This window comes from Pseudarthrobacter oxydans (assembly GCF_034258515.1).
In the GTDB taxonomy this organism is placed as follows: domain Bacteria; phylum Actinomycetota; class Actinomycetes; order Actinomycetales; family Micrococcaceae; genus Arthrobacter.
This window is the reverse complement of record NZ_CP139438.1, coordinates 63,221-87,410: the sequence shown is the minus strand read 5'-3', so window position 1 is coordinate 87,410 and position 24,190 is coordinate 63,221. Positions and strand designations below refer to the sequence as shown.

Below are 24,190 nucleotides of genomic sequence, written 5' to 3'. Positions count from 1 at the left end.
CGGATCGAAAGGAATTCCCCCAATGGCTCTGAGCGCTTTGACGAAGCTTAACTATCCGATAGAAATCGCAGGGCAAGGCAGCCTGCGGTTTGCGGGACACTTCTTTCCTGCCCAGGCTGACAAGCGCGGCGTGCTTCAAGTCCTCGTACACGGCAACTCTTACGACCATCGATACTGGAACGCGGAGACGGTCAACGGCCAGGACTACTCATACGCCGCGTATATGACAGGGCAAGGATTCGATGTTCTCGCGATCGACCTTCCAGGTGTCGGCGAGAGCGACAGGCCGGAAGGGCACAGCGTCTCACTGCAAGCAGTTGGCTCTGCAATCAGTGACTTGGTTGCATCGCTGAAGAAACCCGACACGATTCCCGGTCACAAGTTCGATCACGTCGCATTGGTCGGGCACTCAATGGGTGCATCTATATCGGTATACGCGGAGGCTCGTTGGCCTTCGGCCGATTCCCTGATAGTCACGGCTACAGGTTTCTTTCCAGACCGTCCTAGATCGGCTTGGGCGCCTGGGGTACGGGAGGCCCTCCTGGGCGACCCATATGCGCTGGTCCCCCAGCCTGGCCGCCTGAAGTTTTACCACGCGCCCCAGGCCGATCCGGACGTCATCTCCTACGACAACACCGTACTGCGAACTCCGATCCCGAGCGGGCTCTGGTCCGATTGCATCGCTTTACAGGACGATCCAAAGGCGGGCTTCGCCGACGTCACCTGCCCCATCTTCATTCAACTGGGAGAACACGATCCCCACCTGCCCGCCAGGTACGCCGAAGAAGAACGAGCGATTTACTCGTCCGCTTCTGACACCACTGTGGACGCGATCCCCGACATCGGCCATTCCTTCAACCTGCATCTAAACCGGCAGCGGAGCTGGACCGGAATCAAAGACTTCCTGCTCGGGCAAACAGGACGTCTCTAAGGTCCGAGCCCGCACTGGCTTCGGTCAACGCCCTTCTCCCCAACGAGCCCACTGCCCAGCGGAGCCTGGCTCGGTGGGAATCTGTCAAGACCGGAACCATTCACCCAGGAGGAACCATTTGCGAGGCATCATCTTCCACGGCGAGCGTCAACTGGAAGTAGCGACTTTCGATGACCCGACCCCTGATGCACAAGAGGTCATCATCAAAGTTCTAGCCTCAGGAATGTGCGGTTCGGATCTTCACACATACCGAGGCCCAAGAATTGGCCAACCAACAATCGCAGGCCACGAACCAGCCGGGATCGTTGTGGCGGTGGGATCGGGCGTGCCGAAAGAATGGCAAGGACGGTCCGTGATGGTCCATCACTATTTCAGCTGCCAGGTCTGTGATCAATGCCGAGCAGGATGGACCCAGATGTGCCGGCAAGGCGCAAAGGCAATGGGCGCAACAGCCCGTGGCTCCCATGCCGACTTCCTCCGAGTGCCCCTGAGCACAATAACGCCCATGCCAGAAGGCCTTTCATACTTAGCTGCCGCGTCCATCAGTTGTGCGACGGGAACGGCATGGGGGGCACTGAACCGACTCCAGCTACGAGGCAGCGACACCATTGCCATCTTCGGGCAAGGCCCCGTCGGCCACGCAGCCACCCAACTTGCCACGGCTATGGGCGCACACGTCATAGCACTCGACATCTCGCCAACGAGACTTGAACGATCCGTCCAATTCGGCGCGGTCGCCACCCTTGACCCATCGAAAGTCGACTCGGTTGGGGATGCCATCCGAGATTTGAGCGGCGGCCGTGGTGTATCGAAGAGCCTCGAGACATCCGGAGCCTCAAGTGCAGCCCGCGCAGCCCTGGACGTGCTCGACCTCTGGGGGTCCGTCTGCTGGGTCGGAGTCGGCCCCACCATCAACTTCGATCTCAGCGACCACCTCTACCGTCAAATTACAGCGATGACCTCGTGGACCATGTCAATCCCCGACATGGAAAACTGCGCCCGTTTTGTCGTCGAGCGCAGGGTCGACGTAGACGCTCTCTTCAGCGAACGGTGGAGTCTCGGCAAAGCCAAAGAGGCATACGAACTTTTCGACATGCAGACATCGGGGAAGGGCGTCTTTGTGCCAGAAGGCCCGTGAAACCCAATGCAGCGCAAACGGTTTGCGTGCCAAGCACACGGACCGCGAGTAAGAACAAATGTCGGCAAGAAGATGAATCGATCACACACTTCCTATCCAGAAGGGAAGAGGCACAGACGCCTCTAATATGCGAGAACAAGTCAACCGAAGCAATCAAAACTGGTTTCCGGCCCCTGGCGACCACGTCGAAGTGCGAAGAAACGGTTCTACACTTCGACTCGGGACCGTCGAGATTGTCATGCATGACGACTCAGGTTTCTGGCTGGCAGCAGACGGAGTAGAGCCTCGTGTATTTGTTCATATTGACGACAACGAAAAAATCATCTTGTCACCTTAATAGGACTGCACTGCCAGCGCTATCAGCGCAGCATGCGCCTCGTTCCTGTCCCTGGCCGTGCCCTGTCTCCAATGACTTTGCCGTTAGGGTTTCTGTTCTACAGACCGCCGCTGCCGGGGGTGCCTGACGCATGCTGGGCACGGAGTAGTCGTTGAATCTGATCCGGACCCGGCAGTCCGGCTGGGGAGTGTGTCGCGGAGCGAATCCGGAACCGGCGGGAGTCCCAGCATTGCGCCTTTGTCTGTATCGAGCAGATCCGTGGCCGGGCCCTGGTCCTCCCGGCCAGCTCGGCATTGGCCTTGGGGCCCGCTGGCCCAGCAGGAATCCTCCCGGCGATGTCAGTTGTCCTGTAAGGGCAGGAAGTAGGTGTCCAGGAACAGGTTGGACCTCTCCACTACGTCATAGCTGTCCACGTCACGTGGTTTGACCTGCACGATCCTGGTCGCGAGAACCCCGGCGAACCCGCGCCACAGGCGGCGTTGCTGTTCCGCCGGATGAATCCGGTTTCGTTGTTCCACATCAGCCGCCGCGCACAAGCCCAAGGACCAGGGCAGCTCCCACGTCCTGCAGCGAGTCCCCGGCCATACGTGACGGAATCGTCCCGGCCATGATGAACCGTGCCTGCGCGAAGACGCCATCACCAGCGCCGGCGACATCTCGCCCGCGGGGGTCACCCCATCCACTGTGGCTATCCACTCAAGGCCGTAAGCGCTCCGCTTGGACCCAGGAGCAGCCATCCTTGGCCGCGGCAAAGGCCGACGACGGTGATGATGAGGGTTTAGAGGCGCTCTCTATTAGAGAGAATATCGTGGAACTTCACGAGTGTCCTGTGGCAGGTGTGAACTGCAATGGCGCCCACTTTGCTACGGGCGCCATTGCAGAATTTTCGATAGCGCAACTGGCTGGGTCTGCTCCTGTTGTGGCTCTACAGCAAAACCGACGCCGCCTACGCATAATTCCGCCCCGGCGAATTCTGAGCGCATTGCTGGCGTGTACCCTCCCTGCCGCATTCTGTGGAGTGGAGTTGGTCTCAGCCTTTACCTCCCAAACATTGGACAGGTTGCCGGAACCCTGGCGTCGACTCTGCTGGCAAATAGCCGTACACAGCGGCATGGACGACATGGACGGCCAGGAACCAGTCTGACTTAGTAAGCCAAGAAACTGCGCCTCAGTCGAAGTCAGGGAGCACGTCGCGGGCGACTTTGAACGCAGCGAGCCCCGCAGGCATTCCGGCGTAGACAGCTACTTGTAGCAGGCACTCGCGGATCTCGACAGAAGTGAGTCCGTTAACCAGACCGGAACGGATATGACCGGCAAGCGCGTCGGGACGGTTCATGGCCGCCAACATCCCGATATTGAGGATGCTTCGACTGCGGCGGTCAAGGCCGGGGCGGCCCCATATCTCGCCCCAGCAATATTCCGTGACCAGGTCCTGAATAGGACGGGAGAATTCGTCAGTCTCCCGCAGGATCTGATCTACGACGTCGTCTCCGTTCACTTCACGTCGGATCCTGAGACCCTCTTCGTATCGATCGATGCTCATTTAAAAGCCCTTCTGACTGCAACGCCGAAACCTTGCACTGGAAATAAGAAACTGATGTGCTTAGAAGCTGTCCGCGTGAGCCTTGTTTGCCTGTCCCAACCCGGCAGCGAAATCGTGCGGGAGACCATAAGACTTCGGCTCCACATAGGCCTCAAGGCCCTCTTGGCCTGCTTCCCGCCCAATCCCGCTGTCTTTAAAACCGCCGACCGGTGCATGGAAGCCCGCCGAGCTGCCGTTTATTTCGACCGTCCCTGTTCGGATACGGCCAGCGACCGCCAGCCCGTGGTCAAGATCGCTTGTGAAGACGGCGCCGTTCAGCCCATATGGCGAATGGTTAGCGAGGTTTATCGCCATATCCTCGTCGTCGTACCGCAGCACCGAGAGAACAGGTCCGAAGATCTCCTCGAGAGCGATTTTCATGTCGGGTTTGACGTCTGTGAACACCGTGGGATCGGCGAACCATCCATGCTCCTGCGTTGGGTGGCCACCGCCAATGGCCAGTGTCGCACCTTCGCTCTTTCCCGCCTGGATGTACCCCTGGACGACATCGCGCTGCCGCGCTGTCGCCATGGGACCGATCTGCACGGATGGATCGTGTGGATCGCCCACCGGCATCGACTCAACCAGGCCACGCAGGCGGTCAATGAACTCGTCGTGTCGGCGGTTCGAGATCAGAAGCCGGGTTTTCAGGCTGCAGATCTGACCGCTGTTACGCAGAGAGGCAAGCCGTAACGACTCCACGGTCGCGTCCATGTCAGCATCATCGAGGATTACGGCCGCTGATTTCCCTCCGAGTTCCAGCGTGACCCGAGTCAGGTTTTGACCGCAAATTGATGCGAGCCGCCGCCCGACCGCAGTCGACCCGGTGAAGGTCAGCTTGTCCACACCGGGGTGACTGACGAGGTACTCACTGACTTCGCGGCTCGCCGGCACAACATTCAATACACCCTGTGGCAATCCCGCCTCCTGGAAGAGCTGAGCGAGTGCAAAGGCGGTCAGAGGTGTCTCCGTAGCGGGTTTGAGCACCACTGTGCAGCCGGTCAGCAGTGCGGGTGCGACCTTCTGTATGGCGACGGTCAACGGCACGTTCCAGGGGACAACCGCTGCAACCACACCGACGGGCTCTCTGGTCACAAGTGCGCTGCCGGACGAAGTGGTTCGGATGTCGCGGAACGGAAAGGTCTCGATGAGCTCAAGATAGGAATCGAGCAATGCGAGTGGAGTTCCCACCTGGATGGCTCTGGATTGGGTGATCGGGCTGCCCATCTCATCGGTGATAAGCGTGGCGAAGTCTTCGCGACGCTCAGCGATCGCATCCCGAACGCGGCGAAGGATTTCGGCGCGCTCCATGGGCGCCATGGTGGGCCACGGCCCATTCTCGAATGCTGTTCTGGCTGCCCCGACCGCCCGATCAACATCTTCGGTGGAAGCTGCCGGCACCGAACCGATGACCGCCTCTGTTCCCGGCGAGATCACCTTGATCGTCTCCGAACTCGACGGCTTTATCCACCGTCCATCAATGAAAAGGGCATCATAATTACGTGCAAGTGTCATCTGGTCCTCAAGTTTCCGTGTCAAACTCGTCTCAGGCCCCTGACCTCGGGGCCGCATTTTGCGCTCAGTGATCGACTAATTTCTCGTCCTGGTAGAGCAGAGACTGCCCCGCTTGCGCACGTACTCTAACTTTGTCCCCCGGCACGAGGTCTGCATCTGCGGCGTGCTGCGCGTACCAGAGGCTATCCTCGACGTCGATGACGTACTGACGCCGACCACCCTCGCCGAGCACGATCTGTGCAATGGTCCCTTGGACCTCGATCTCACCTGCGCGAATATCAGCAGTCGCCGGCGTGTCCCTGTGCACATGCGTATCCCGGGCGCGAACGAACAGCTGCAACTGTCCGTCGGCTACCGCGGCGTTGGCCAGCGTCTCACTGCCCGAAATGGCGTGAGCTCCATACCAAAGCACACCGTCAGCCTGGTATACCGCCAGCTTGTTCCGGACACCCAGGAACGTGGCAGCGTATGGTGAGATCGGCCGCGCATATACCTCCGCCGGCGGGCCAATCTGCTCGATGCGCCCCTCCTTCATCAGCACGATCCGGTCCCCCATTTCGAGGGCTTCTTCCTGGTCGTGCGTAATGTGTATCGCTGTGAAGCCAAGCGCACGATGCAGTCGGAGCAGTTCGGTTCGAAGTGAGACTCGCAGCAGCGCATCCAATGCACTCAACGGCTCGTCCAGCAGCAGAACTTCCGGTTCGTACACAAGTGCACGCGCAAGGGCAACGCGTTGCTGCTGGCCACCACTCAATTCGGCTGGAAGCCGCTTTGCAAGCTTCGTACATTCGAGCGCTTCCAAGACCTTCGCGACGCGTTGGCGTCGCTCGACCTTCGGGATCTTGCGCATCTTGAGCGGATACTCGATGTTGCGCTCAACCGTCATGTGGGGCCAGAGTGCATAGCTCTGGAATACCATCCCGACATTCCGAGACTCTACTTTCTTGTTGATCGATTTCTCGGCGCTGTAGACGGGACTTCCACTGATGTTGATTTCCCCGACCGTTGGATTTTCGAGCCCTGCGATGCAACGAATCATCGTCGACTTGCCGCATCCGCTTGGGCCAACGACAACAACGTACTCGCCCTTCGCGACTTCGAGACTAAGATCTTTGATCGCGTCCTCGGTTCGGCCCTTGGCATAGAACGATTTTCCAACTCCCCTCAGGGAAGCACTAATAGATTTGACGGGGTTTACCTCAGCCACGATGGCTACCCTCTCTTTGGCGTATGAAGAACTCATTCCTAGATTCCCTCCAAGGCTGATTTTCCCGCGATCCTGATTGTCAATGCCAGGATCCCGGCTGTTACGAGAGTCATGATTAGTGACATAACGGCGATCGCGGGCGCGGCGCCTTCCTGTCCGAACTGGTAAAGAAGCGTCCCCATGACCTGCTGGCCGGGTGACTGAACCATCACCGAGACGGCGAAGTCGTGCGTGAGCATGACGAACGCGAGTGCGATGCTCGCTGCAATACCGCGGCGTGCAACGGGCAGGGCGATCGTCGCTACCATGCGGAGCTGGCTTGCACCGCCGACCCGAGCGGCCTCAAAAAGAGCCTTGTCCACACCGATCAAGCTTGAATATTGAGATCGCATGGCGAACGGGAGAGCGATGAAGACGTACGCAATGACGAACAGTGCCAACGTGCCATACAGGGAGAACGGCGGTCGGATGAAGACAAACAGAACCACCATTCCAAGCAGGGCGCGCGGGACCGCAAGGGGCGAGATGAAAATGAAGTCCAAGGACTTCACAACAACCGGTGGCGCCTTTACCACCCCGCTGAGAGCCAGTGCTGCGATGAACCCGAGTGGGACGACAATCAAGGCTGCGAGGAAGGATGTCACCACACTGCTATAAATGGACTTCCCGACATCGGGATCCTTGAGCGCTGCGTTGACGTTGTCGAGTGTGAAGGTCAAGTTAGCAAGGTCACCATTCCAGAACGGCGAGAACGCGACAAGCGTCAGGGCTATCAGTGGCAAGCCGATGATAATCACGGCGTAGCCCACTATCACGGCAGCCGCGCCCCTGGAGGGCTTCCTTGTTATCCCGCGTCCACTACTTTGTGTGGTGTAGCGGCGCTGATCCCCAACGATATGTCGCTGAACGAGGATCGCCAGAACGCCGAAGATAAGAAGCGGCAGACCCAGTGCCGCTGTCAGCGGGTAGTCAATGGGGAACTGCTCGCGTAGTCGGAAGATCTCTGTGGAGATCACCTTGATGCCTTCCCTCGTTCCCAAAAATAAGGGAGCGGTGAATTGGCCCATTCCGATCAGGAACGCAACAACGATTCCTGCAATCAGCCCGGGTCGAAGAAGTGGGAAGGAAATCGTCATGAAGCTGCGGAAGGCCGAAGCACCTGCGACTCGGGCTGCAGCCTCCACTGAACCGTTGATCTCCAGAAGCCGCGGGTATACAAAAGCGAAGATCATCCCCGACGTCTCAATTCCGGTGAAGAGGATTAGTGCAGGGATCGTGTAGATGTTGATCGGGCCGTCTTGGAGATGGCTAAAGAAGGGAAGCTGGCGCAACATGGTGTTCGCATAGCCGACGTCAGGATCGAATATGAAGATCCATCCGTAAACGTAAGCCACGGCTGGGATTACGAGCGGAATCTGAGGGATTATCGCCGCGAATGATTTCATCGCGGGCGGTACACGAAGCGCGGCGGCAGCCAAGGCGACGGCGATGATTGCCCCGATAGCCGTCGATCCTGCGGCGAGGAGAACCGTCGTCAGAAAAGTCGTGCCGATGCCGGGCATTGCTGAAAGACGTGCGAACGTAGATCCGCCATCTTCGAACAGTCGGGCAAAGAAGAGCAGCACGGGCGTCGCGATGAGAACTGCAAGGGTAGCGGCAAACGTGTACCAGATGATCGAGGAACGACGCCGCGATACCGGGGCCCGTTTGAGGTTCGGGGTCCTTGTGGTCGTCGAGTCCCGATGCTTCGACTCCATCGTGGGAACGGTCATGAATAATATCTCCTGCGTTGTGGGACGGGCTCCCCATGGGCCTGGTCAGATGATGCCGTCTTGGGGCCGGCATTTATCGAGATCGGACTAAGTGGGTGTGGCATCGTTAAGATGCGCGGATAGAACGGGCCCCACCCACAGTCTCGATGGGTTGTCCGAGGCGCGCGCTCCCGGCCTGGCCGACAAAATCGCTGCGCCTGTGCACACGTCAGCCGCCGAATCGTGGAGTCCAATACTTGGCGATCCACTCGTCCCACTTGGCAGTTGTCCACTCCTTGGGATCGTAGGTTTTCACGGTTCCCCATGGAATCGCCCCGTCAATTTCTTGCGGGACGGTCGCGGGTGAGATGTGCTTAACCAGAGAAGTAGCTCCATCCCTGCTCATCAGCCAGTTGGCAAGCACCGTAGCTGCGTTCGGATGGGCTGACTTCTGCATCACGGCCAAGGTGTAGTACGCGCCCGTCGTTCCCTTGGTGGGAACCGTCTCGACAATCTGTGCTCCCTTGGCGATAAGGGGGGCAGTCGTGGAGTTCTGACCAGGGACGGCGTAGTCATACGTTCCGGCTGCGAGGGCCTGCGCCAATTTGGTGTTGCCTGACTCCATTGTGCGCTGGGTGGCGGCCAGTTGGTCCAATACCTTGTCCCCGAATTCTTGTCGTTGAGTTTCGTAGTAGAACGCAGCAGCGACGGAAGCGTGAGGATCGTTGACCCCGACTCGGGCGTTCGGATTTGCGTCCAGAAGAGACTTCAAGTCCGTGTAGGTCGGTAGTCCGGTCCTACTGCTGAGGGTGTAGGGGAATCCAAAAAAGGTGGCGTAGCTCTTGCCTTCAAGCCGCTCTTCCCACCCGGCGCTTGCGGTGTCAGGGCTCACGCTGAGCGACGCGAACTTGTTCGCTGCGAACTTTTCATCGAACCAGCCCGGTGATGCATGCAAGACCAGGTCTGCCCCAGTAACGTCGGCATCAATTTCCTGGTCTAGCCGCTGGATCAGATCACCTGTGCCCGCAAATGTCTGCTCTATCTTGATGTTCGGATATGCCTTCTCGAACTCAGCCATTACATTTTCTGAGCCACCAAGTGACCTGTAGAGGTTGACGGTGCCTTCCTTATTCGCGGACTCGACGATCTTGTCCCATGCCGCGTTATCGACGATGGCCGGCGGACCAGCAGTCACAGAGTTTTCGGGAGCGGCACCGCCGCAGCCCGTTAGAGAAAGCGTCATCAGACCGATAACTCCCGCGGCAGCGGCCAGGCGAGGGGCCGCCCCTGTCCTACGCAAACTTGAAAAGAACATCTTTGGTCTATCCTTCGTTTTGGTGTCGAAAATCGGCCGGTAGAGCATCATTCCGACGATGTGATAAACATCATTCCGTACGTACGTACCATAACCTGAACGCGAAAGGTTGTAAACAGAGCCTCCTTAGGGGCTTTACAGCCCTCTGGGAGACGGTTCATGTTCGCTGCGCCCAAATCACTGCCAGTGGCCTGAACCCCGGCGATGTCCGCCTGATAAGCAGTCGTAATTACGTTGTTCGCTGCGGGTATTCGGCGGGGTTATCGGAGTCCGCAAGCGAAAGACCATGGCTGCCCCGGGCGGCGGATGACCAGACCATTCCGCCCACGACTACTCGTCAGACGCATGGCGCACTCTCCATCGTTTCTTCCTCCAAACGAGAAGCTGAGGCCGCCTAAGGTCTTTCCAGAGCCATAGTTCTACCTCCCCGAACAGGAGAACCCTCCCATCGCTGGGGAATTTTTCGCGCCCGACGGAATCCCGGGCGCGCGCCAGGGCAGTATTTGAGCTGTCGATCACGGCGCCGGATCGGTGCATGACCTCATTGCCACATGAGGAGGCCACTTCAGCCTTGATTACGGGGCTGGAGAAGTGTGTGCGTCTCGTATGTGCTCAGGGCGGCCACGGGAAGCTCAGTAGGCCCGGATGCCGACGCGCGCAGTCCGTCCAGCACGATCCACAGGTAGCGGCGGTATAACTGGTCGGCGTCGCCGCGACCCTCGGGCACCGTCCCGTCCTGGACAGTGCCCGAGATGTCAGTGAGGGCGATCTGGAGGAAGATTAGGTCGGTGCCGGTTACGTCCTCTCGAAGCACCCCTGCCTCGCGCGCCCGGGCGGCGACCTGGTCAACCAAAGGGGCAAGCCGATCGCGTTGCTGGTCATAGTGGTCGGGCCACGTGCGCCCCGCAAGCATCTGCGCCATGCCCCGGTCCCTGGATTGCGCGGCGAGGGACCTTTCAAGGTAGAGCACCAAGCCCTCCCACGGATCCGACGCAGCCAGTGCCTCGCGCAGGACAGTTTCTAACTCGTCGACCTGCTCGTGCCAGATCGCCTCGATCAGTTCCTCCTTGTTAGCGAAGCGCCGGTAGGCTGTGCCCACGCCCACGCCGGCGTGGTGGGCCACGTCGTTGAGGGTGGCAGCCAGCCCCCGTCTGGCAAAAAGGTCCCGGCCCGCAGCGATCAGAAGCTGACGATTACGGGCGGCATCTTTGCGCAGTGTCTGATCTGTCATCCTCCAAGCCTAATACAAGTGGATGCGTTGTATCCGATTAACGGCGAATGTGCTGGAAGTGTATGCAAGCAATGTGCTTCCTCGATCCAGTCGAGTTACATGGCCACCGACGCAACCACACTAGGCGGGCATACCGGCCCTTGGGGACAGGCAGGCGCGGCCCGCCCTGGGGACGCTGGGATATCCATGACGATGCTCAGCGCCTCGAAATATTGCCCGCCAACCTGCTTACTCCAAGGGCCTTCGGCCTGAAAATCAGCAAACAAGCGGATGCGCTGCATCCACTTTTCCGCTATGCTTATTTCAAGCGAATATTTTGTCCACTTACTCAGCTGCAACATTGCACGGCCACATCATGAGGCGACGCCCTGATGACCGCGCGCTTACCACTCCTGACGTCGCGGGTCACTGACCAGTTTCCACTTCAGCTCATCTCGCAAGCCCGCTATGAGGAATCTCATGCGTCGATGAGTGAGTGGATCTTCGCATCGCCCGGAGTGCACGCCGACCGTTTCGACGACACGAGCCACCACCAGAAGACCGCCGCTGAGTGAGCAAACCCCTGCCTGGGCGCCAACGCCCGGCGTCGCCCCGCCACTTAGCTCTTCAGTTCCTGAAAGGACGCCCCTCATGCCCACTACCCATACTCCGTTGAATGTATCGGCGGGAGAAGACACCGCCGATATTGCAGGCCGGCAGCGGCTCCCTCTGATCGTGTGGATGCTCGGCGTCGTCACCTTCGTCATGGGCACCACGGAAATGATCGTCGCCGGTCTTCTGCCTCAGGTCGCCTCCTCGCTCGAAGTGACGATCGCTCAGGCTGGGCTCCTCATCACCGTTTTCGCGCTGGGAATGGTGATCGGAACGCCCATCATGTCGATCGCCACTCTGCGCCTTCCCCGCAAAGCAACGCTCATCATGGCACTTCTGGTGTTCGCGGTTTCTCATGTCGTCGCCGCATCGACGGACGTGTTCGCGGTGGTGCTGGTTGCCCGCTTCGTGGCGGCGGTGGCCACAGGGACGTTCTGGGCCATCGGCGCCGTTGTCGCAGCTGCCGCTGCAGGGGCCGAGGCCGGCGCGAAAGCGATGGGCATCATGGTTGGAGGTGTCACCCTCGCAACAGTCATCGGCGTACCAATCGGTACCGCAGCTGGCCAATTCCTTGGCTGGCAAGGCCCCTTCTGGGCACTCGCCGTACTCGCGGCTGCCTGCACAGTCCTTCTGTGGAAGGTGCTTCCCGGAGGCGTAGCCGCAGACGGAGGGGCGAATCTTCGCGCCGAGTTCCGTCGGCTGCGCAATACCCGCCTGTGGTCCGTCTACGTGGCGACCGCGCTCATACAAGCGGCCTTTCTCGGCGTCTACAGCTACATCGCTCCGCAGCTGACCGAACGCGCCGGACTGGCAGAAGCGGTCGTTCCACTGGTGATGATCGCCTACGGCGCCGGCGCCCTGACCGGCACCACCATCGGAGGCCGTTTCGGTGATCGACACCCCTACACCGTGATCGGTACCGCCGTGGTTGGTCTCATCATCACAATGACGGTGCTCCTGCTCTGGGGCGGCAACGCTCCAGTCGCGATAGTGTTCTTCACCCTAATGGGCATGTTCGGGTTCGCCGCGAACCCGATCCTTGTCTCAGAAGCACTGCGCGCCGCGGGGCCCGACGGAGTGCTCCCGATCGCACTGAGCAACTCATTCTTCAACATCGGCATCGCCATCGGCTCCGCCCTCGGCGGCGTCGCGATCGCATCAACGCTCGCGGAGCAAGGCCTGCCCGCACTCGGCCTTGCCCTCACGATTGCCGCCGCAGTCCCATGCATCGGGCTCGGCCTCACCGCGAAGAAAGCCCTACGAGCTCAACGTCGACCATGAAGTGAATCGGGCACTGACACCCGAGAAGACGCACCAGCGCCGTTCGGACCGCTCTGCGGGTCGGCTACCGCCATATCGACACCACAGCCAGTTGCCAGAACGAGCGCGAAATCGGCTACGGGATCCAGGCATCCGGCCTCGATCGGAGTGACGTGTTCGTAGGAACCAAAGTGTTGGTCAGCGATTCACATGCGCTCTTAGGCATCTGATGAAAACGCTAGCGCCGCGCCGGGGCTCGGCGGAAGATCTGCCTGGACTCCGCGCTGCTCCCAACAGGCAACGCATTGCGCTACCGATGCTCTGGGCATAACAAGAAGAGGGGCTAGGGCTGCAAAGCTGGGCTACACCCCAACCTGATGTCAAAACCGCCTGAGCAGGGAGGGGTTAGGCCTGTGGGCGGAGTTCCTGCTTGTTCTCAGGGGCCCGTCCAGCCACGACATGTGACATCTCCACCCCCTGCCCCAAACGGGACGTCATCAAGTCCAGATTCTTTGGACTATTTGACTCTTCTCGAACTACCCCACCCCGTTTCCTTCCCTTCCGACTGTCAGGGTGGGATCTAAGAACATCATGAGCCACCGTCAATAAAACGGAATTTCGCACTATTCTGACGCCACACCCGGAGCGGCGGTGCCGGGATGAAAACCGGAGGACGTAGGGCCAGAGCGATTGATGCATGACTTGGCGGCCAGCAGCCGCCAATCCGTGCGCCCCTCAGGCATGGAGCGGTTGGGAGTGGGCAACCGATGGCAGGTTCCCCGGCCGGTGGGACGACCTGAATGGCCCCGATACTACCGCCTCCCCTGGACCGTCTTGCTTCTGGTCGAGAGGCTGGTTATCGTGGCAGGAGTTTCACCACTTTCACCAGTTTCACCCAGTTTCACCCGAGGAGGGTGCGGTGCAGAATCCCTTCAAGCCGACGGCCGGAGCTACGCCTCCCGAGCTGGTCGGGCGGGCCGGGCTGCTCGACGAGTTCGAGTATGGCCTGCAGCAGGGTTCCGGAGCCCCTGGGCTCTTGACCATCATCACTGGCTCCAGAGGCATCGGCAAGACGGTCATGTTGAGCGAAGCCGAAGGTATCGCCCGAAATCAGGGGTGGGCCGTGATCTCCCGGACAGCCACCCCAGGTTTCCTCGCCGGAGTTGGCGACGACATGCTCCGCCTCCTTGACGAACTCGGGGACGGGCCTCCGTCCCGGAAGATCACCGCCTTCTCCGCAGCCGGGTTCGGACTGACAACCCAGCTCCCTCCGGAACGGTCCGTGGACTGGCGCCGGACCGGGAACGAACTGCTGCGCCTGCTGGACGCCCAAGGCACAGGACTGATCATCACCATCGACGAGATCCATGCCGTCGACAGGACAGAAATTGCCCAACTGGCTGCCGACGTCCAGCACTTCATCCGCGACGGGCTGCCGATCGGCCTGATTTTCGCCGGCTTGCCATCAGCCGTGTCCGACCTCCTTAACGAAGGAGTGGCCACCTTCCTTCGGCGGGCCGACAGGATCAATCTCCACGAAGCAGCCATCGCCGAAGTCACCGCATCGTACAGCGAGCTCTTCAACCAGGGAGGCATCAGCATCTCCCCCGACCTCATCCAAAAGGCCGCCGAAGCCACGGAGGGGTATCCCTTCCTGATCCAACTGGTGGGCTACTACCTCTGGCTCGAAGCCGACAAGGCAGGATGGAAACTGGACCAGACCAACGTTCAGCGTGGAATCGCTGCCGCCCAACGACGGAACACCTTAGTAGTCGTCGAGTCAGCACTGTCGGACATCTCGGACAGAGACCGCGAGTTCCTCGACGCCATGGCCGCCCAAGACGGACCCTCTGCCGCCGGCCAGATCGGCGCCATCCTCAAAGCCAAGCCCAACGTCATTTCCAAATACCGGAACAGGCTCATCTCTGCGGGCCTGATCGAGTCCGCCGGCTACGGCAAAGTGGACTTCGCAATCCCGGGACTCCGCCAATACCTCCGCGAGTAGGTTGACGGAATATCCGTTATCGGCGGCGCGCTGATGTGATAGACGGCTACGCAGCGGTGCCTTGTCGGCACCGCGGCAGTCAATCATCGGTTCGCGTTAGGTTTCCCTCCAACTTCTCGCCAGCTCCCACTACTGAAGTGGGGTAGGTCCTTAGACTTTCCCTCAGGAGGGGACATGGTTAGTGGGGCTGGTGTCCATCCCGGCCCCATGAGGTGTGCCATGCCTTTGGCTGGTTATCAAGCTGTGGTCCTTCGCCGCAGGCGCGGGACCGGTGGAGGAGCGAACCGCCAGGTGTGGTGTGAGTATGTCGATCCACGGGTCAGCTGGAGCGGAAGTGGAGGCGGAATCCTGCAGCCTGGCATCCATTCGCTCCACTGCTGCTTTCGCCAGTCTCGGCGAACCTTGAGCGATGGATGTCAGGCCGATGTGAGGTAGCGAGGCGACATGGCTGTCGTCGTAACCGACTAGGGACACATCGGCCGGAACCGACACGCCGGCTCTGAGGAGCTCGAACAGTAACCCCACGGCGGTGGAGTCGTTGTAAGCCACGACGGCTGTTGGCATGTTGCCCTGCAGGAAGGATCGAGCGGCGAGGACGCCGGCCAGATCCGAACCATCCCCCTCGATAATCTCGATCTCAGAGGCCAACCCAAGCCTCTCCATGGAGCTTACGTACGCTTTGCTTCTTTCGGCTCCCGCTAGGGAAGATCCCCCGGAGACATGGGCAATTCGTCGATGCCCGAGACTGACAAGATGCCCAAGTGCTTGAGCAATACCTTCCGACCCTGAAGCTTGGACAAGATCTGTTCCGGGACGGGGGTGCATGTGACCGATGGCGACTGTGGGCACTTGGGAGGCCACGGAAATCACCGACTCATCCATAGACTCCGGGTCAATAAGTATGATTCCGTCACAACGGGCGTTGAGCAGGGCCTCCACGGCGCGGGCGCTGGAGATGTTTTCCCCCAGGGCGCCGAGCATCACGGTGTAGCCTCGTTTCCCCGCCGACTCGTATAGCCATTGCACCAGGTCAGCGTGAAAAGGCGACATTAGCGAGTACAGCACTCCGAGGACCTTGGAGTTGCGGCTCCGAAGCAACTTTGCCCGCGAGTCCGGGCGGTAGTTCAACTCTGCTGCAGCCGCCAAGACCCTCTGCCTCGTTTCATCCCCAATACCTGGCAGCTCCCTGAGCACCATGGATACGGCCGCGGGGGAAACCCCCACCTGCTTAGCGATGTCGACGATAGTGGGCCGTCGACCGTTCGGGTTCCGGGCCGCCATAACCACCTCTCATTTAGAACTATGTATTGACATGACCGTAACCGCGATCACATACTAATTCTACTAGAACGTTTAAGTTCTGGGAAGCGGCGGCATCACGCACACATGGCAAGCAATGAGCACTTGCATCAACACACAGAGACTTTGAAGGGGTTTACGAGTGAAGTTTGTCGAAGAAGACTACGACGTTGTGGTCGCCGGTGGCGGTTTGGCGGGGTTTTCCGCCGCGGTTGCGGCGGCACGCCATGGAGCGAAGACCGTTTTGATTCAGGACCGTCCGGTTCTTGGCGGAAACTCTTCATCTGAAGTGCGCGTCACACCGCACGGTGCGGCAGCTTTCCACGGCTACGCCAGGGAAACGGGCATCATCTCTGAAGCACTGATCCAGGAACGGGCCACGAACCACGCCAAGATTGAAGAAAACGGGTGGACAAACAGCGTCTGGGACCTCGTTCTTTATGACATGGCGGTCCGCACAGAAGGGCTGACCCTGCACCTCAACACGGCCCTGGAAGAGGTTGACGTCATCGACCATAGGATCAGCAGGGTGCGTGCCCGCGTGGCCAACGCCGAGACGGTTATCCAGATTTCCGGTAAGACCTTCATAGACTGCACCGGCGACGGGACTTTGGGTGCTCTGGCAGGGGCGGAATGGCTCTCCGGTACGGAAGCGGCCTCCGAGTACGGCGAACCCGATGCCCCGGATGAAGCATCGGACGGGACAATGGGCAGTTCCCTCCACTTCAAAACAGTCGATACTGGCCGGCCGGTCCCCTTCAAGGCCCCCGAGTGGGCGGTGAAATACGATGACCCCTCGTTCTTCCGCAAGGGGGCACGGCTTCCGAAGACGCTCTCCAGCGGGTACTGGTGGATTGAAATCGGCACCCCCTGGGATTCCATTCACGACAACGAGGTCATTCGGCACGAACTCACGCGCCATGTCCTGGGAATCTGGGACTACCTGAAAAACAGGGATCCCCATTGGTCCGAAAAGGCGGCGAACCTGGCACTGGACTGGATCGGGCAAGTGCCAGGAAAGCGTGAGAGCAGGAGGTTGCTTGGGGAGCTGGTCCTAACAGAGAACCACCTGATTGAAAACGGGTCCTTCGAGGATGAGGTCGCGTTCGGAGGCTGGTACGTGGACCTGCACACTTTGGGGGGTCTGCTGGCCGAGGACGCAGAGCCTGTAAGCACGGCTCTTTTCGCCAATCCAAAATCCAGCTTCGGCTCCTCCAAGTACGTGGGACCTTTCGGAATCCCGCTTCGTGCTCTGATGAGCAAGGACGTCCCCAACCTGATGTTCGCGGGACGAAACGTCAGTTCCACCCACGCCGCATTAGGCGCCTTGCGTGTCATGGGGACAACGGCAGTAATGGGCCAAGCGGCAGGTACCGCTGCTGCCATCGCCAAGGACGGCCAGGGAATCCAGTCTGTCCTCACCACTAATATGGGGGAGCTCCAGCAGGCGCTGTTGCGCGATGGCTGCTTCCTGCCCCACGTGCGGAATACTGACCCGGCGGACCTGGCCCTCGCGTCGTCGGTCACCTCCAGCAGCGCTGACAAGGTCCGCGGGGTCGGACCGAACAGCGCGAACTGGCTCGGTGGGATCGATCACTGGCGCGACCATCCAGTGCACCCGTTCACCGGTCGTCTTGAGCGGCGGACCGCGCAATGGATTGCGGTAGGGGCAGGGCAGGGCGTCGACGTCATCCGGCTCGCACTCAGCAATGGAGGGGAATCGGCCCGTGAAGTCACTGCGACCGTTCATAAGGTCAAGGACATCTGGGACTACAGGACCGAGCCCGGAGGGGCATTGCGAAAAGAAGTGTTAATCGTCCCGCCCGGAGGCCCCCACTGGATCGAGTGGCCCGTCACCATCCCAGGTGATGACCTGGCAGAGGGCGGTTATATCAGGGTGGACCTTGAAGCAGCTCCTGAGATCGAGTGGCACGTCTCCAGCACCGTCCTGCCAGGGCAGATTGCCGGCTACGAGTACAGCCCAGGCCGCTACCGCCGCTTCGGCGGAGGCTCAACCCTGAGCTTTCAGATCGAGCCGGCGCAGGAAGCCTACACCGCCGACAACGTCCTTACCGGCGTCACCCGTCCCCACCAGGGCACCAACCAGTGGAGGTCCGATCCGGTGGCCCCACTTCCTCAGTGGCTCGAGCTCTCCTGGCAGGAGCCCCAGCGCATCCGCCAGGTCCAGATCACGTTCTCGGGCCACCTGCTGCGCGAATACCATGCCTACCCTGCTTTCTACCGCGACCCCCAGTGCGCCCGTGACTACGCCCTGGAAGCCGAAACCGCTGGCGGGTGGCGCGAAATCACCCGCGTGTCTGGCAACTACTCCACCCGCGTCGTTCACGACCTGCCTGAAGGCATCACCACCGGCAGACTCCGCCTGACCGTGTTCGCCACCAACGGCGACCCCTCCGCCGGAGTCTACGAGATCCGGTGCTACCAATCCCCCATCTGCACATCGGCTGGTTAAGTCATGTCTGTCCATACCGGAACACAACATCAGGCCGGCCCAGGCACAAGTGGCCGAAAACCAAGCAAGGAACATCCCGCACCGAACCGCAGAGCCAAACGCGGGACACCTTTCCCTTATCTATTGATCCTTCCGGCCCTGACCCTGTTTATCCTTGTCATCGGATATCCCTTCGTTCAATCCCTCGCCTTCGCCTTCACCGACCGGAGCCTGCTCAGCACCGACGAGAACTTCGTCGGATTCGAAAACATCGCAAACTTCATCTCCTCACCATCCTTCGGCCCCATCCTGTGGCAAACCATCGTCTTCGTGGGAGCCTCGACCCTCGGCGCCTTCGTCGTCGCACTGGCCCTTGCCCTGGCCTTGAACACGCGGATGGCGGCCGTCGGAGCCCTCCGCACGGCATTCCTCGTACCGTGGATCCTCCCCGGCGTCGTCGTTTCCTTCGTCTGGCTCTGGATCTTCGACACCAACTACGGCGTCCTGAACGGCGCCATCCAACTGCTGGGCCTGGGAGAAGGCAACACCAACTGGTTGGATTCCCCCCAGCTGGCCATGGCAGCAATTATTGTGGCCAAGATTTGGCACTCCTTCCCCTGGATGACCATCCTGATCCTGGCGGCGCTGCAGGGGGTTCCCTCCGAAGTACACGACGCCGCAGCCGTGGACGGAGCCTCCGCCTGGAAGAAACAGTTCTTCGTGATCCTCCCGCAAATCAAACCGGCCCTGGCCCTGACCCTGCTGCTCGAAACGATCTGGGGATTCCAACAGTTCGAGATTCCCTACGTGATGACCAGCGGCGGGCCTGTGGGCTCCACGACAACGTTCTCCATCGCCCTGTACAAGGCCGCCTTCAGCGACTTCGACCTTGGGGCGGCAGGAGCAATCGGCGCCGTCTGGACCGTCCTCATGAGCGCCCTGGTGGCCATTTACGTCGTCTATACACTCAAGCAGGAAAAGGATTAACCAGATGTCTGCAACCCTCAAAACACCAGCGAGGACCGGCATCGGAGCATCTGCCCACGGTTCCGCTCCCGGGCAGCGTCGCTCAACCACCGCCCACATCACGGTCGCGGCACTGCTGTTGTTCTCCCTCTTTCCAGTGGCCTGGATGGCTTTGACGGCGTTCACTTCCAACCATGACATTTTCCAGTTCCCGCCCTCGATACAGCGGTCTTTCACCCTGGAGCACTTCACCGAGGTCCTGACCAACGCGACACTCCTGCAGTTCATGGTGAACGGATTGATCGTGGCAACCACGACAACCGTCATCAGCCTCTTCCTGGGATTCACCGCGGGGTACTCCTTCTCGAAATTCCGCTACTACGGCCGCACCCCGCTGATGTACCTGATACTCGTGGCCCAGATGGTCCCCGAGGTCCTGCTCCTGCTCTCGCTGTACGCCTCGTTCAACGCCCTCGGACTGCTCAACACCTACGGGGCGCTCATCCTCTCGTACTCAACATTCACCCTCCCCCTCGCCGTATGGATGATGAAGAACAGCTTTGATGCGATTCCCAGCGACCTCATAGAAGCAGGCCGCATCGACGGGGCAAGCGAGCTCAGAATCATGATCACCGTGCTGCTGCCTGTCTGCCGAACTTCACTGATCGCCGTCGGCCTTTTCGCCTTCATCCGGGCATGGAATGACCTGGCCTACGCACTAACCCTTGTCGATACACCTCTGCAAACCCTCCCGGCAGGCCTGTCACTGACCTTCCTGGGCGAGTTCCAGAACTCCTACGGCCAAATGATGGCCGCGTCCCTGGTGACCTCCCTGCCCGTGATCGCAGTCTTCCTGCTCCTGCAAAAACACTTCGTAAGCGGAGCCTTGGCCGGCTCCGTCAAATAGCTCCCCACCACCTGCGGCGCCGGCCGCAACAGATCAATAGGAGAAAGAAAATGGCAACGATGCCTAACCGTTCAGCAAACGCCCTGTCCCGCCGGGCCTTCCTCGGAGCGGGGGCAGGCACCGCCGCCCTGGGCTTCCTCACACTCACAGGCTGCGGCTCCTCATCGGGCACCCCCGCCGCCAACGGGGCCTTGTCCGTCACATCATGGGTCTTCGGACAGGACTCGGGCACGACACTCAAAGAAGTCGTGGCGGACTTCAGCTCGGCCACGTCAGTCAAAACGGAGGAGAACAGCTATCCGTACCTGCAGTACCTCAACCAGCTCGTCCTCAAAGCCAAAAGCGGAAGCCTCACCGGTGTCGCCCACATCGACGAGGAGTGGCTTTCAACTCTCGCCCTGACCGGCGCCCTCAAAGAGGTCTCAGGGGCGTTCGACGAGTCTTTGTACCCTGACTCTGTAAAGAACGCCGGCACCTACAAGGGCAAGCGGTATGCGATGCCCTGGACGCAGTCAGCGATCGGCATCATCGTCAACACCGACATCCTCTCATCAGCCGGGGTTTCGGCGCCGCCCCGCACCGTCGATGACTTCACGGCGGCCCTTCGGGCGCTGAAACAGGCCGACAGCAGCATGGTGCCCTACGCTCCCTGCACCAAGGTGGAGCAGCTTAAGGACATCATCCCGTGGATGTGGACCTTCGGTTCTCCTGTTGTGGACGGCGAGACCGTGACCGTGGGCGATGAAGGCTCAGTTCGGGCCTTGGACTACTGGAAGCAGCTCCTGGACGAAGGACTGATCCAGGCCGGAGTGGTCCGTGACTCTGCCCGCACGCTTTTCGCCCAGGGGAAGGCTGCCATCTACGAGGACGCGCCACAGGCAATAGGCATCATTCCGGGCCAATCAAGTGACCCTGAGATGGCATCAAAGATGAAGCCCGCCGCCCGCCCGACCCAATCCTCGGGAGACACACCGCAAGCCCTGGTATGGAGTCAGCCCCTGGTGCGGTTTACTGACGAGGATGCCACAACTCGGTTTATGGAATACATGAGCACCGACGCCCAAGCCACGCAAAAGATGTTTGAGGCAGCCGGACAACCTCCAACCACCACACGGGATCTCAACGCGGAATGGTTTAAGAAGGATGCGTTCCACAGCGAATTCGACAAGCAAGTTGCCTCCACCGCAACGCGCAACCCGTTCTGGAACTTCCCCAGCGCGTCATCAGCTCAGACACGCTTCAATGAACACGTCGAAGCTGCCCTGTCCGGCAGCGTCTCCGCCAAAGCTGCTATGGCCGCAGCCAAAACCGACTTAGAAGGCATGCTCAAGGGGTAGCCCAACAGCAGCAGTCTCTGCCCGGCTCGGCCACCAGCCGGGCAGAGACTTTCAGCAAGAAGTTCGCTTTGTGCTCCCTATCAGGGAACACAACGACAGTAAGGAAAGCGTGTGAAGGCGCAAGTTTCCCCCTTGCTTGAAGGGCGAACCACAGTCGCTATCGTCCGTGTTCTGCAGCGAGGGCCCACGTATCCTAAGGCGCTAGCGGATGAGCTCGCCCTTTCACAGGGATACGTCAGCAACCGATTAACTCAGCTGAACTCCCACGGATTCGTGAGTATCGAGAAAGTCGGCAGGCACAGAATCTACAGCTTGTCCTTAGAAGGGGAACAACACGTCCAAGCCCACGAAGCAAGTCGTGGCCAGAAATTAGAACCGGGTAGGGGGCGGCCGGATCTGCCGGTACCGCCCAGCGGGACTATCTGCCCCGCCTGTGGTTCCTCTCAAGGACCCGGATCATCGTCAAGTCCGCGGGGCCTGCCCTGAGAGCAAGAGCTTGAATCGTGCTGCCGGGCAAGCGCATGAACACTCAGGCCAAATCCTTTCGACCTGTCCCACCCCGACTTAGCGTAGCTAGTCCGTTCACTTGGGGCACACCCCAACCTGACACAGACGGCCTTGTTGGGCCCCAGAAATAAGGGAATTCAATCCGAGTCCACTGAGAGGCTGGGTTCCACCGCCGCCCACACCCAGGGACAATTCTCATGGGTTTCCACCGCTACTGCTGCTCCGGGAGCTAATCCAGGGGCTCCCAATATTCAATTCAGCCGTGGATAACCCAAATTGACCCCAACTGTGGACGGAACAAAGTCATCAGCGCAGCTTGTCCGAGCCTCGCCGGGTTGACGGAATATCCGTTATCGGTGAATGAAAATAGGCGGGGGAGCGGCCCAAGACAGCCCGGGTATGCTCCACTTTCAGTGCATTACTCATCGAGGAGCCAGTGGGTTGCAGGGCACACGCTAACTGGACGAGCATGGCTGACAGCCTTGACCTCTTAATTTCATCTTAGGGCGAGCTGAACTCAACTTGGCAGAGTGAGGTTTGGAGGAGCCAGTGACCGGAAAGCGGATCGGGTGCGTCCGTCAGTACGCATGTGAGGAGCTCGAGGAGCTCATGCTGTTCACGCCCGAAAGGCGTGGGTTGCGGCTGTCGGCAGCGGACTCCGAGGTCGGAAGGTAGGTGGGTGGCAAGGAATTGACACGGGTTTGCAGCCTGGAGTGTCCTCAAGGCATCAGGCAAGGGTCATGATACTGGCGATGACTGCTCCGGCGCCCAGACCGAGGTCGAAAGCGATGTTCCAGGCGGCACTCACTTGCTCTGTCCGGGCCGGCGTTTGCGCACGCCGCATCATTAGTGTCAATGCGGCAGTCTGCATCATGCCTGCTCCAGCGCCGACCGCGGCGCTGGCTCCGATCCTTACCAGCGGGGTTGAACCGGGGACGGCGAAGCAGGCGACGGAAATCACCAACAGAACGGCCGCGCTGGCAGCGGTGCCGACAGCTGATGAGTGATCGCACAACGCGCCACTGGCCAGGCGTCCGAGCGCGACAGTGCTCTGGATTGCGAAAACCGCCAACACAGCAGCGATAGCAGTCGTCCCCGTGACCAGGGACGCCGCCGAGGAGAGCACGGCGGCATACAGAACGACGGCCAGCAGGTGGACTGCCAGGATCACCAGCACCACGAGGACGGCGGCCACGTTTGGGAGACCAACACCCGATGATACGCCGTCGGTGATCGGAGATGCCGGCGAATTCAGCCGTGCCAGGTGCGCCGGCCCGTTGTAGGCGATGTTCTTGGCCACAGCCAGCACAGGCAGGACTGCCAGGAGAGCGAACACTGTCCCTCCCAGGACCACACCCGATGCACCGAAACGCGCGGCCAGGAGGAGCCCGACGGGCGCTCCAACAGCACCGCCGATTGCTGAACCGAAGCCGTAGACGCCCAATGCCCAGCCCACATTTTCCGGGGCGGCGAGCTCCTTGGCCCATGCTGTGGCGGTTACCACGAAGACCCCAAACCCGACCCCTAGGAGGATTAGGCCTGGCCAGAGGACTCCGAAGGGCAACGCGGCCAGTCCGGCGGCAATGGCCAGCAATGACATCCTGACCACACGGGCACGGTTCCGCGTCCAAGGGCCTACTGCCAGGACAAAAGGCTGAATGAGGACCACAACCACCATCAGGACCCCCACGACCACACCTCCTGCAGGGGTCTGGGCGGAGGTATAAATGAGGGGCGCGCCGGAGTAGAAGCAATAGAAGCTTGCAAATGCGCCACCAGAAGCTCCCGCAAGGCTGATGACGCCTCGTGACTGCCGCCGACTGGTGCCCGTACCGCTTGTGAACACCATCAGTAGGCCC

General features: G+C 60.2%; 18 protein-coding genes and 1 pseudogene. 10 read left to right on the top strand and 9 right to left on the bottom strand.

Translation table 11 applies throughout. The features are described 5' to 3' along the window. The first annotated feature begins 22 nt into the window (after positions 1-22). The 3 genes and pseudogenes from SMD14_RS00350 to SMD14_RS00345 all read left to right on the top strand — a co-directional run bounded on the left by SMD14_RS00350 (position 23) and on the right by SMD14_RS00345 (position 2,069). The gene (locus tag SMD14_RS00350; protein ID WP_321214895.1) at positions 23-931 is read left to right on the top strand and encodes an alpha/beta fold hydrolase; all 909 of its coding nucleotides are present in this window, start codon (positions 23-25) and stop codon (positions 929-931) included. 223 nt (positions 932-1,154) lie between these two features. Beyond that, a pseudogene (locus SMD14_RS20245) lies at positions 1,155-1,385 on the top strand (alcohol dehydrogenase catalytic domain-containing protein); the annotation flags it as partial. Positions 1,386-1,595: 210 nt separating this feature from the next. After that, positions 1,596-2,069 (top strand): zinc-binding dehydrogenase, encoded by a 474-nt coding sequence (locus SMD14_RS00345; protein WP_321214894.1) that lies wholly within the window; start codon positions 1,596-1,598, stop codon positions 2,067-2,069. Positions 2,070-2,744: 675 nt separating this feature from the next. Here the strand turns inward: SMD14_RS00345 and SMD14_RS00340 are convergent. From SMD14_RS00340 to SMD14_RS00310, 7 genes are all read right to left on the bottom strand, one after another. Beyond that, complete coding sequence (locus SMD14_RS00340) at positions 2,745-2,924, bottom strand: hypothetical protein (RefSeq protein ID WP_321214893.1); 180 nt, start codon at positions 2,922-2,924, stop codon at positions 2,745-2,747. Positions 2,925-3,574: 650 nt separating this feature from the next. After that, positions 3,575-3,949, bottom strand: a complete 375-nt coding sequence (locus tag SMD14_RS00335; protein ID WP_321214892.1) for a carboxymuconolactone decarboxylase family protein — start codon at positions 3,947-3,949, stop codon at positions 3,575-3,577. A 60-nt stretch (positions 3,950-4,009) separates the two neighbouring features. Beyond that, positions 4,010-5,503: an aldehyde dehydrogenase gene (locus SMD14_RS00330; protein ID WP_321214891.1), complete on the bottom strand. Its 1,494-nt coding sequence runs from the start codon at positions 5,501-5,503 to the stop codon at positions 4,010-4,012. Between the two features lie 64 nt (positions 5,504-5,567). Further along, positions 5,568-6,746 (bottom strand): ABC transporter ATP-binding protein, encoded by a 1,179-nt coding sequence (locus SMD14_RS00325; protein ID WP_321214890.1) that lies wholly within the window; start codon positions 6,744-6,746, stop codon positions 5,568-5,570. A 2-nt stretch (positions 6,747-6,748) separates the two neighbouring features. Further along, a complete protein-coding gene (locus SMD14_RS00320) occupies positions 6,749-8,482 on the bottom strand; it encodes an ABC transporter permease subunit (RefSeq protein ID WP_321214889.1) in 1,734 nt (577 codons plus the stop codon). A 208-nt stretch (positions 8,483-8,690) separates the two neighbouring features. Continuing rightward, positions 8,691-9,827 (bottom strand): extracellular solute-binding protein, encoded by a 1,137-nt coding sequence (locus SMD14_RS00315; RefSeq protein ID WP_321214888.1) that lies wholly within the window; start codon positions 9,825-9,827, stop codon positions 8,691-8,693. A 514-nt stretch (positions 9,828-10,341) separates the two neighbouring features. Beyond that, positions 10,342-11,007: a TetR family transcriptional regulator gene (locus tag SMD14_RS00310; RefSeq protein WP_321214887.1), complete on the bottom strand. Its 666-nt coding sequence runs from the start codon at positions 11,005-11,007 to the stop codon at positions 10,342-10,344. 630 nt (positions 11,008-11,637) lie between these two features. Between SMD14_RS00310 and SMD14_RS00305 the strand changes: the two genes are divergently transcribed. From SMD14_RS00305 to SMD14_RS00300, 3 genes are all read left to right on the top strand, one after another. Continuing rightward, the gene (locus tag SMD14_RS00305) at positions 11,638-12,879 is read left to right on the top strand and encodes an MFS transporter (protein ID WP_321214886.1); all 1,242 of its coding nucleotides are present in this window, start codon (positions 11,638-11,640) and stop codon (positions 12,877-12,879) included. A gap of 53 nt (positions 12,880-12,932) precedes the next feature. Continuing rightward, entirely contained in the window at positions 12,933-13,088 is a 156-nt protein-coding gene (locus SMD14_RS20240) for a hypothetical protein (protein ID WP_409339735.1), read from the top strand. A gap of 689 nt (positions 13,089-13,777) precedes the next feature. After that, positions 13,778-14,863, top strand: coding sequence for an ATP-binding protein (locus tag SMD14_RS00300; RefSeq protein WP_321214885.1), 1,086 nt, complete (start codon positions 13,778-13,780; stop codon positions 14,861-14,863). A 162-nt stretch (positions 14,864-15,025) separates the two neighbouring features. Here SMD14_RS00300 and SMD14_RS00295 read toward each other — a convergent pair whose 3' ends face one another. Beyond that, positions 15,026-16,144, bottom strand: a complete 1,119-nt coding sequence (locus SMD14_RS00295) for a LacI family DNA-binding transcriptional regulator (RefSeq protein ID WP_251421514.1) — start codon at positions 16,142-16,144, stop codon at positions 15,026-15,028. 160 nt (positions 16,145-16,304) lie between these two features. On the opposite strand from SMD14_RS00295, the gene SMD14_RS00290 reads away from it, so the two are divergent. The 4 genes from SMD14_RS00290 (at position 16,305) to SMD14_RS00275 (ending at position 21,824) form a co-directional block, all read left to right on the top strand. Next, positions 16,305-18,635 (top strand): FAD-dependent oxidoreductase, encoded by a 2,331-nt coding sequence (locus SMD14_RS00290; protein WP_321214884.1) that lies wholly within the window; start codon positions 16,305-16,307, stop codon positions 18,633-18,635. 123 nt (positions 18,636-18,758) lie between these two features. Next, the gene (locus SMD14_RS00285) at positions 18,759-19,601 is read left to right on the top strand and encodes a carbohydrate ABC transporter permease (RefSeq protein WP_251421509.1); all 843 of its coding nucleotides are present in this window, start codon (positions 18,759-18,761) and stop codon (positions 19,599-19,601) included. Positions 19,602-19,605: 4 nt separating this feature from the next. After that, on the top strand, positions 19,606-20,487 hold the full coding sequence (locus SMD14_RS00280; RefSeq protein ID WP_251421506.1) for a carbohydrate ABC transporter permease: 882 nt from the start codon (positions 19,606-19,608) through the stop codon (positions 20,485-20,487). A 50-nt stretch (positions 20,488-20,537) separates the two neighbouring features. Next, on the top strand, positions 20,538-21,824 hold the full coding sequence (locus SMD14_RS00275) for an ABC transporter substrate-binding protein (RefSeq protein ID WP_251421504.1): 1,287 nt from the start codon (positions 20,538-20,540) through the stop codon (positions 21,822-21,824). A gap of 1,234 nt (positions 21,825-23,058) precedes the next feature. Here the strand turns inward: SMD14_RS00275 and SMD14_RS00270 are convergent. Further along, the gene (locus SMD14_RS00270) at positions 23,059-24,180 is read right to left on the bottom strand and encodes an MFS transporter (protein WP_321214883.1); all 1,122 of its coding nucleotides are present in this window, start codon (positions 24,178-24,180) and stop codon (positions 23,059-23,061) included. Positions 24,181-24,190 lie beyond the last annotated feature (10 nt).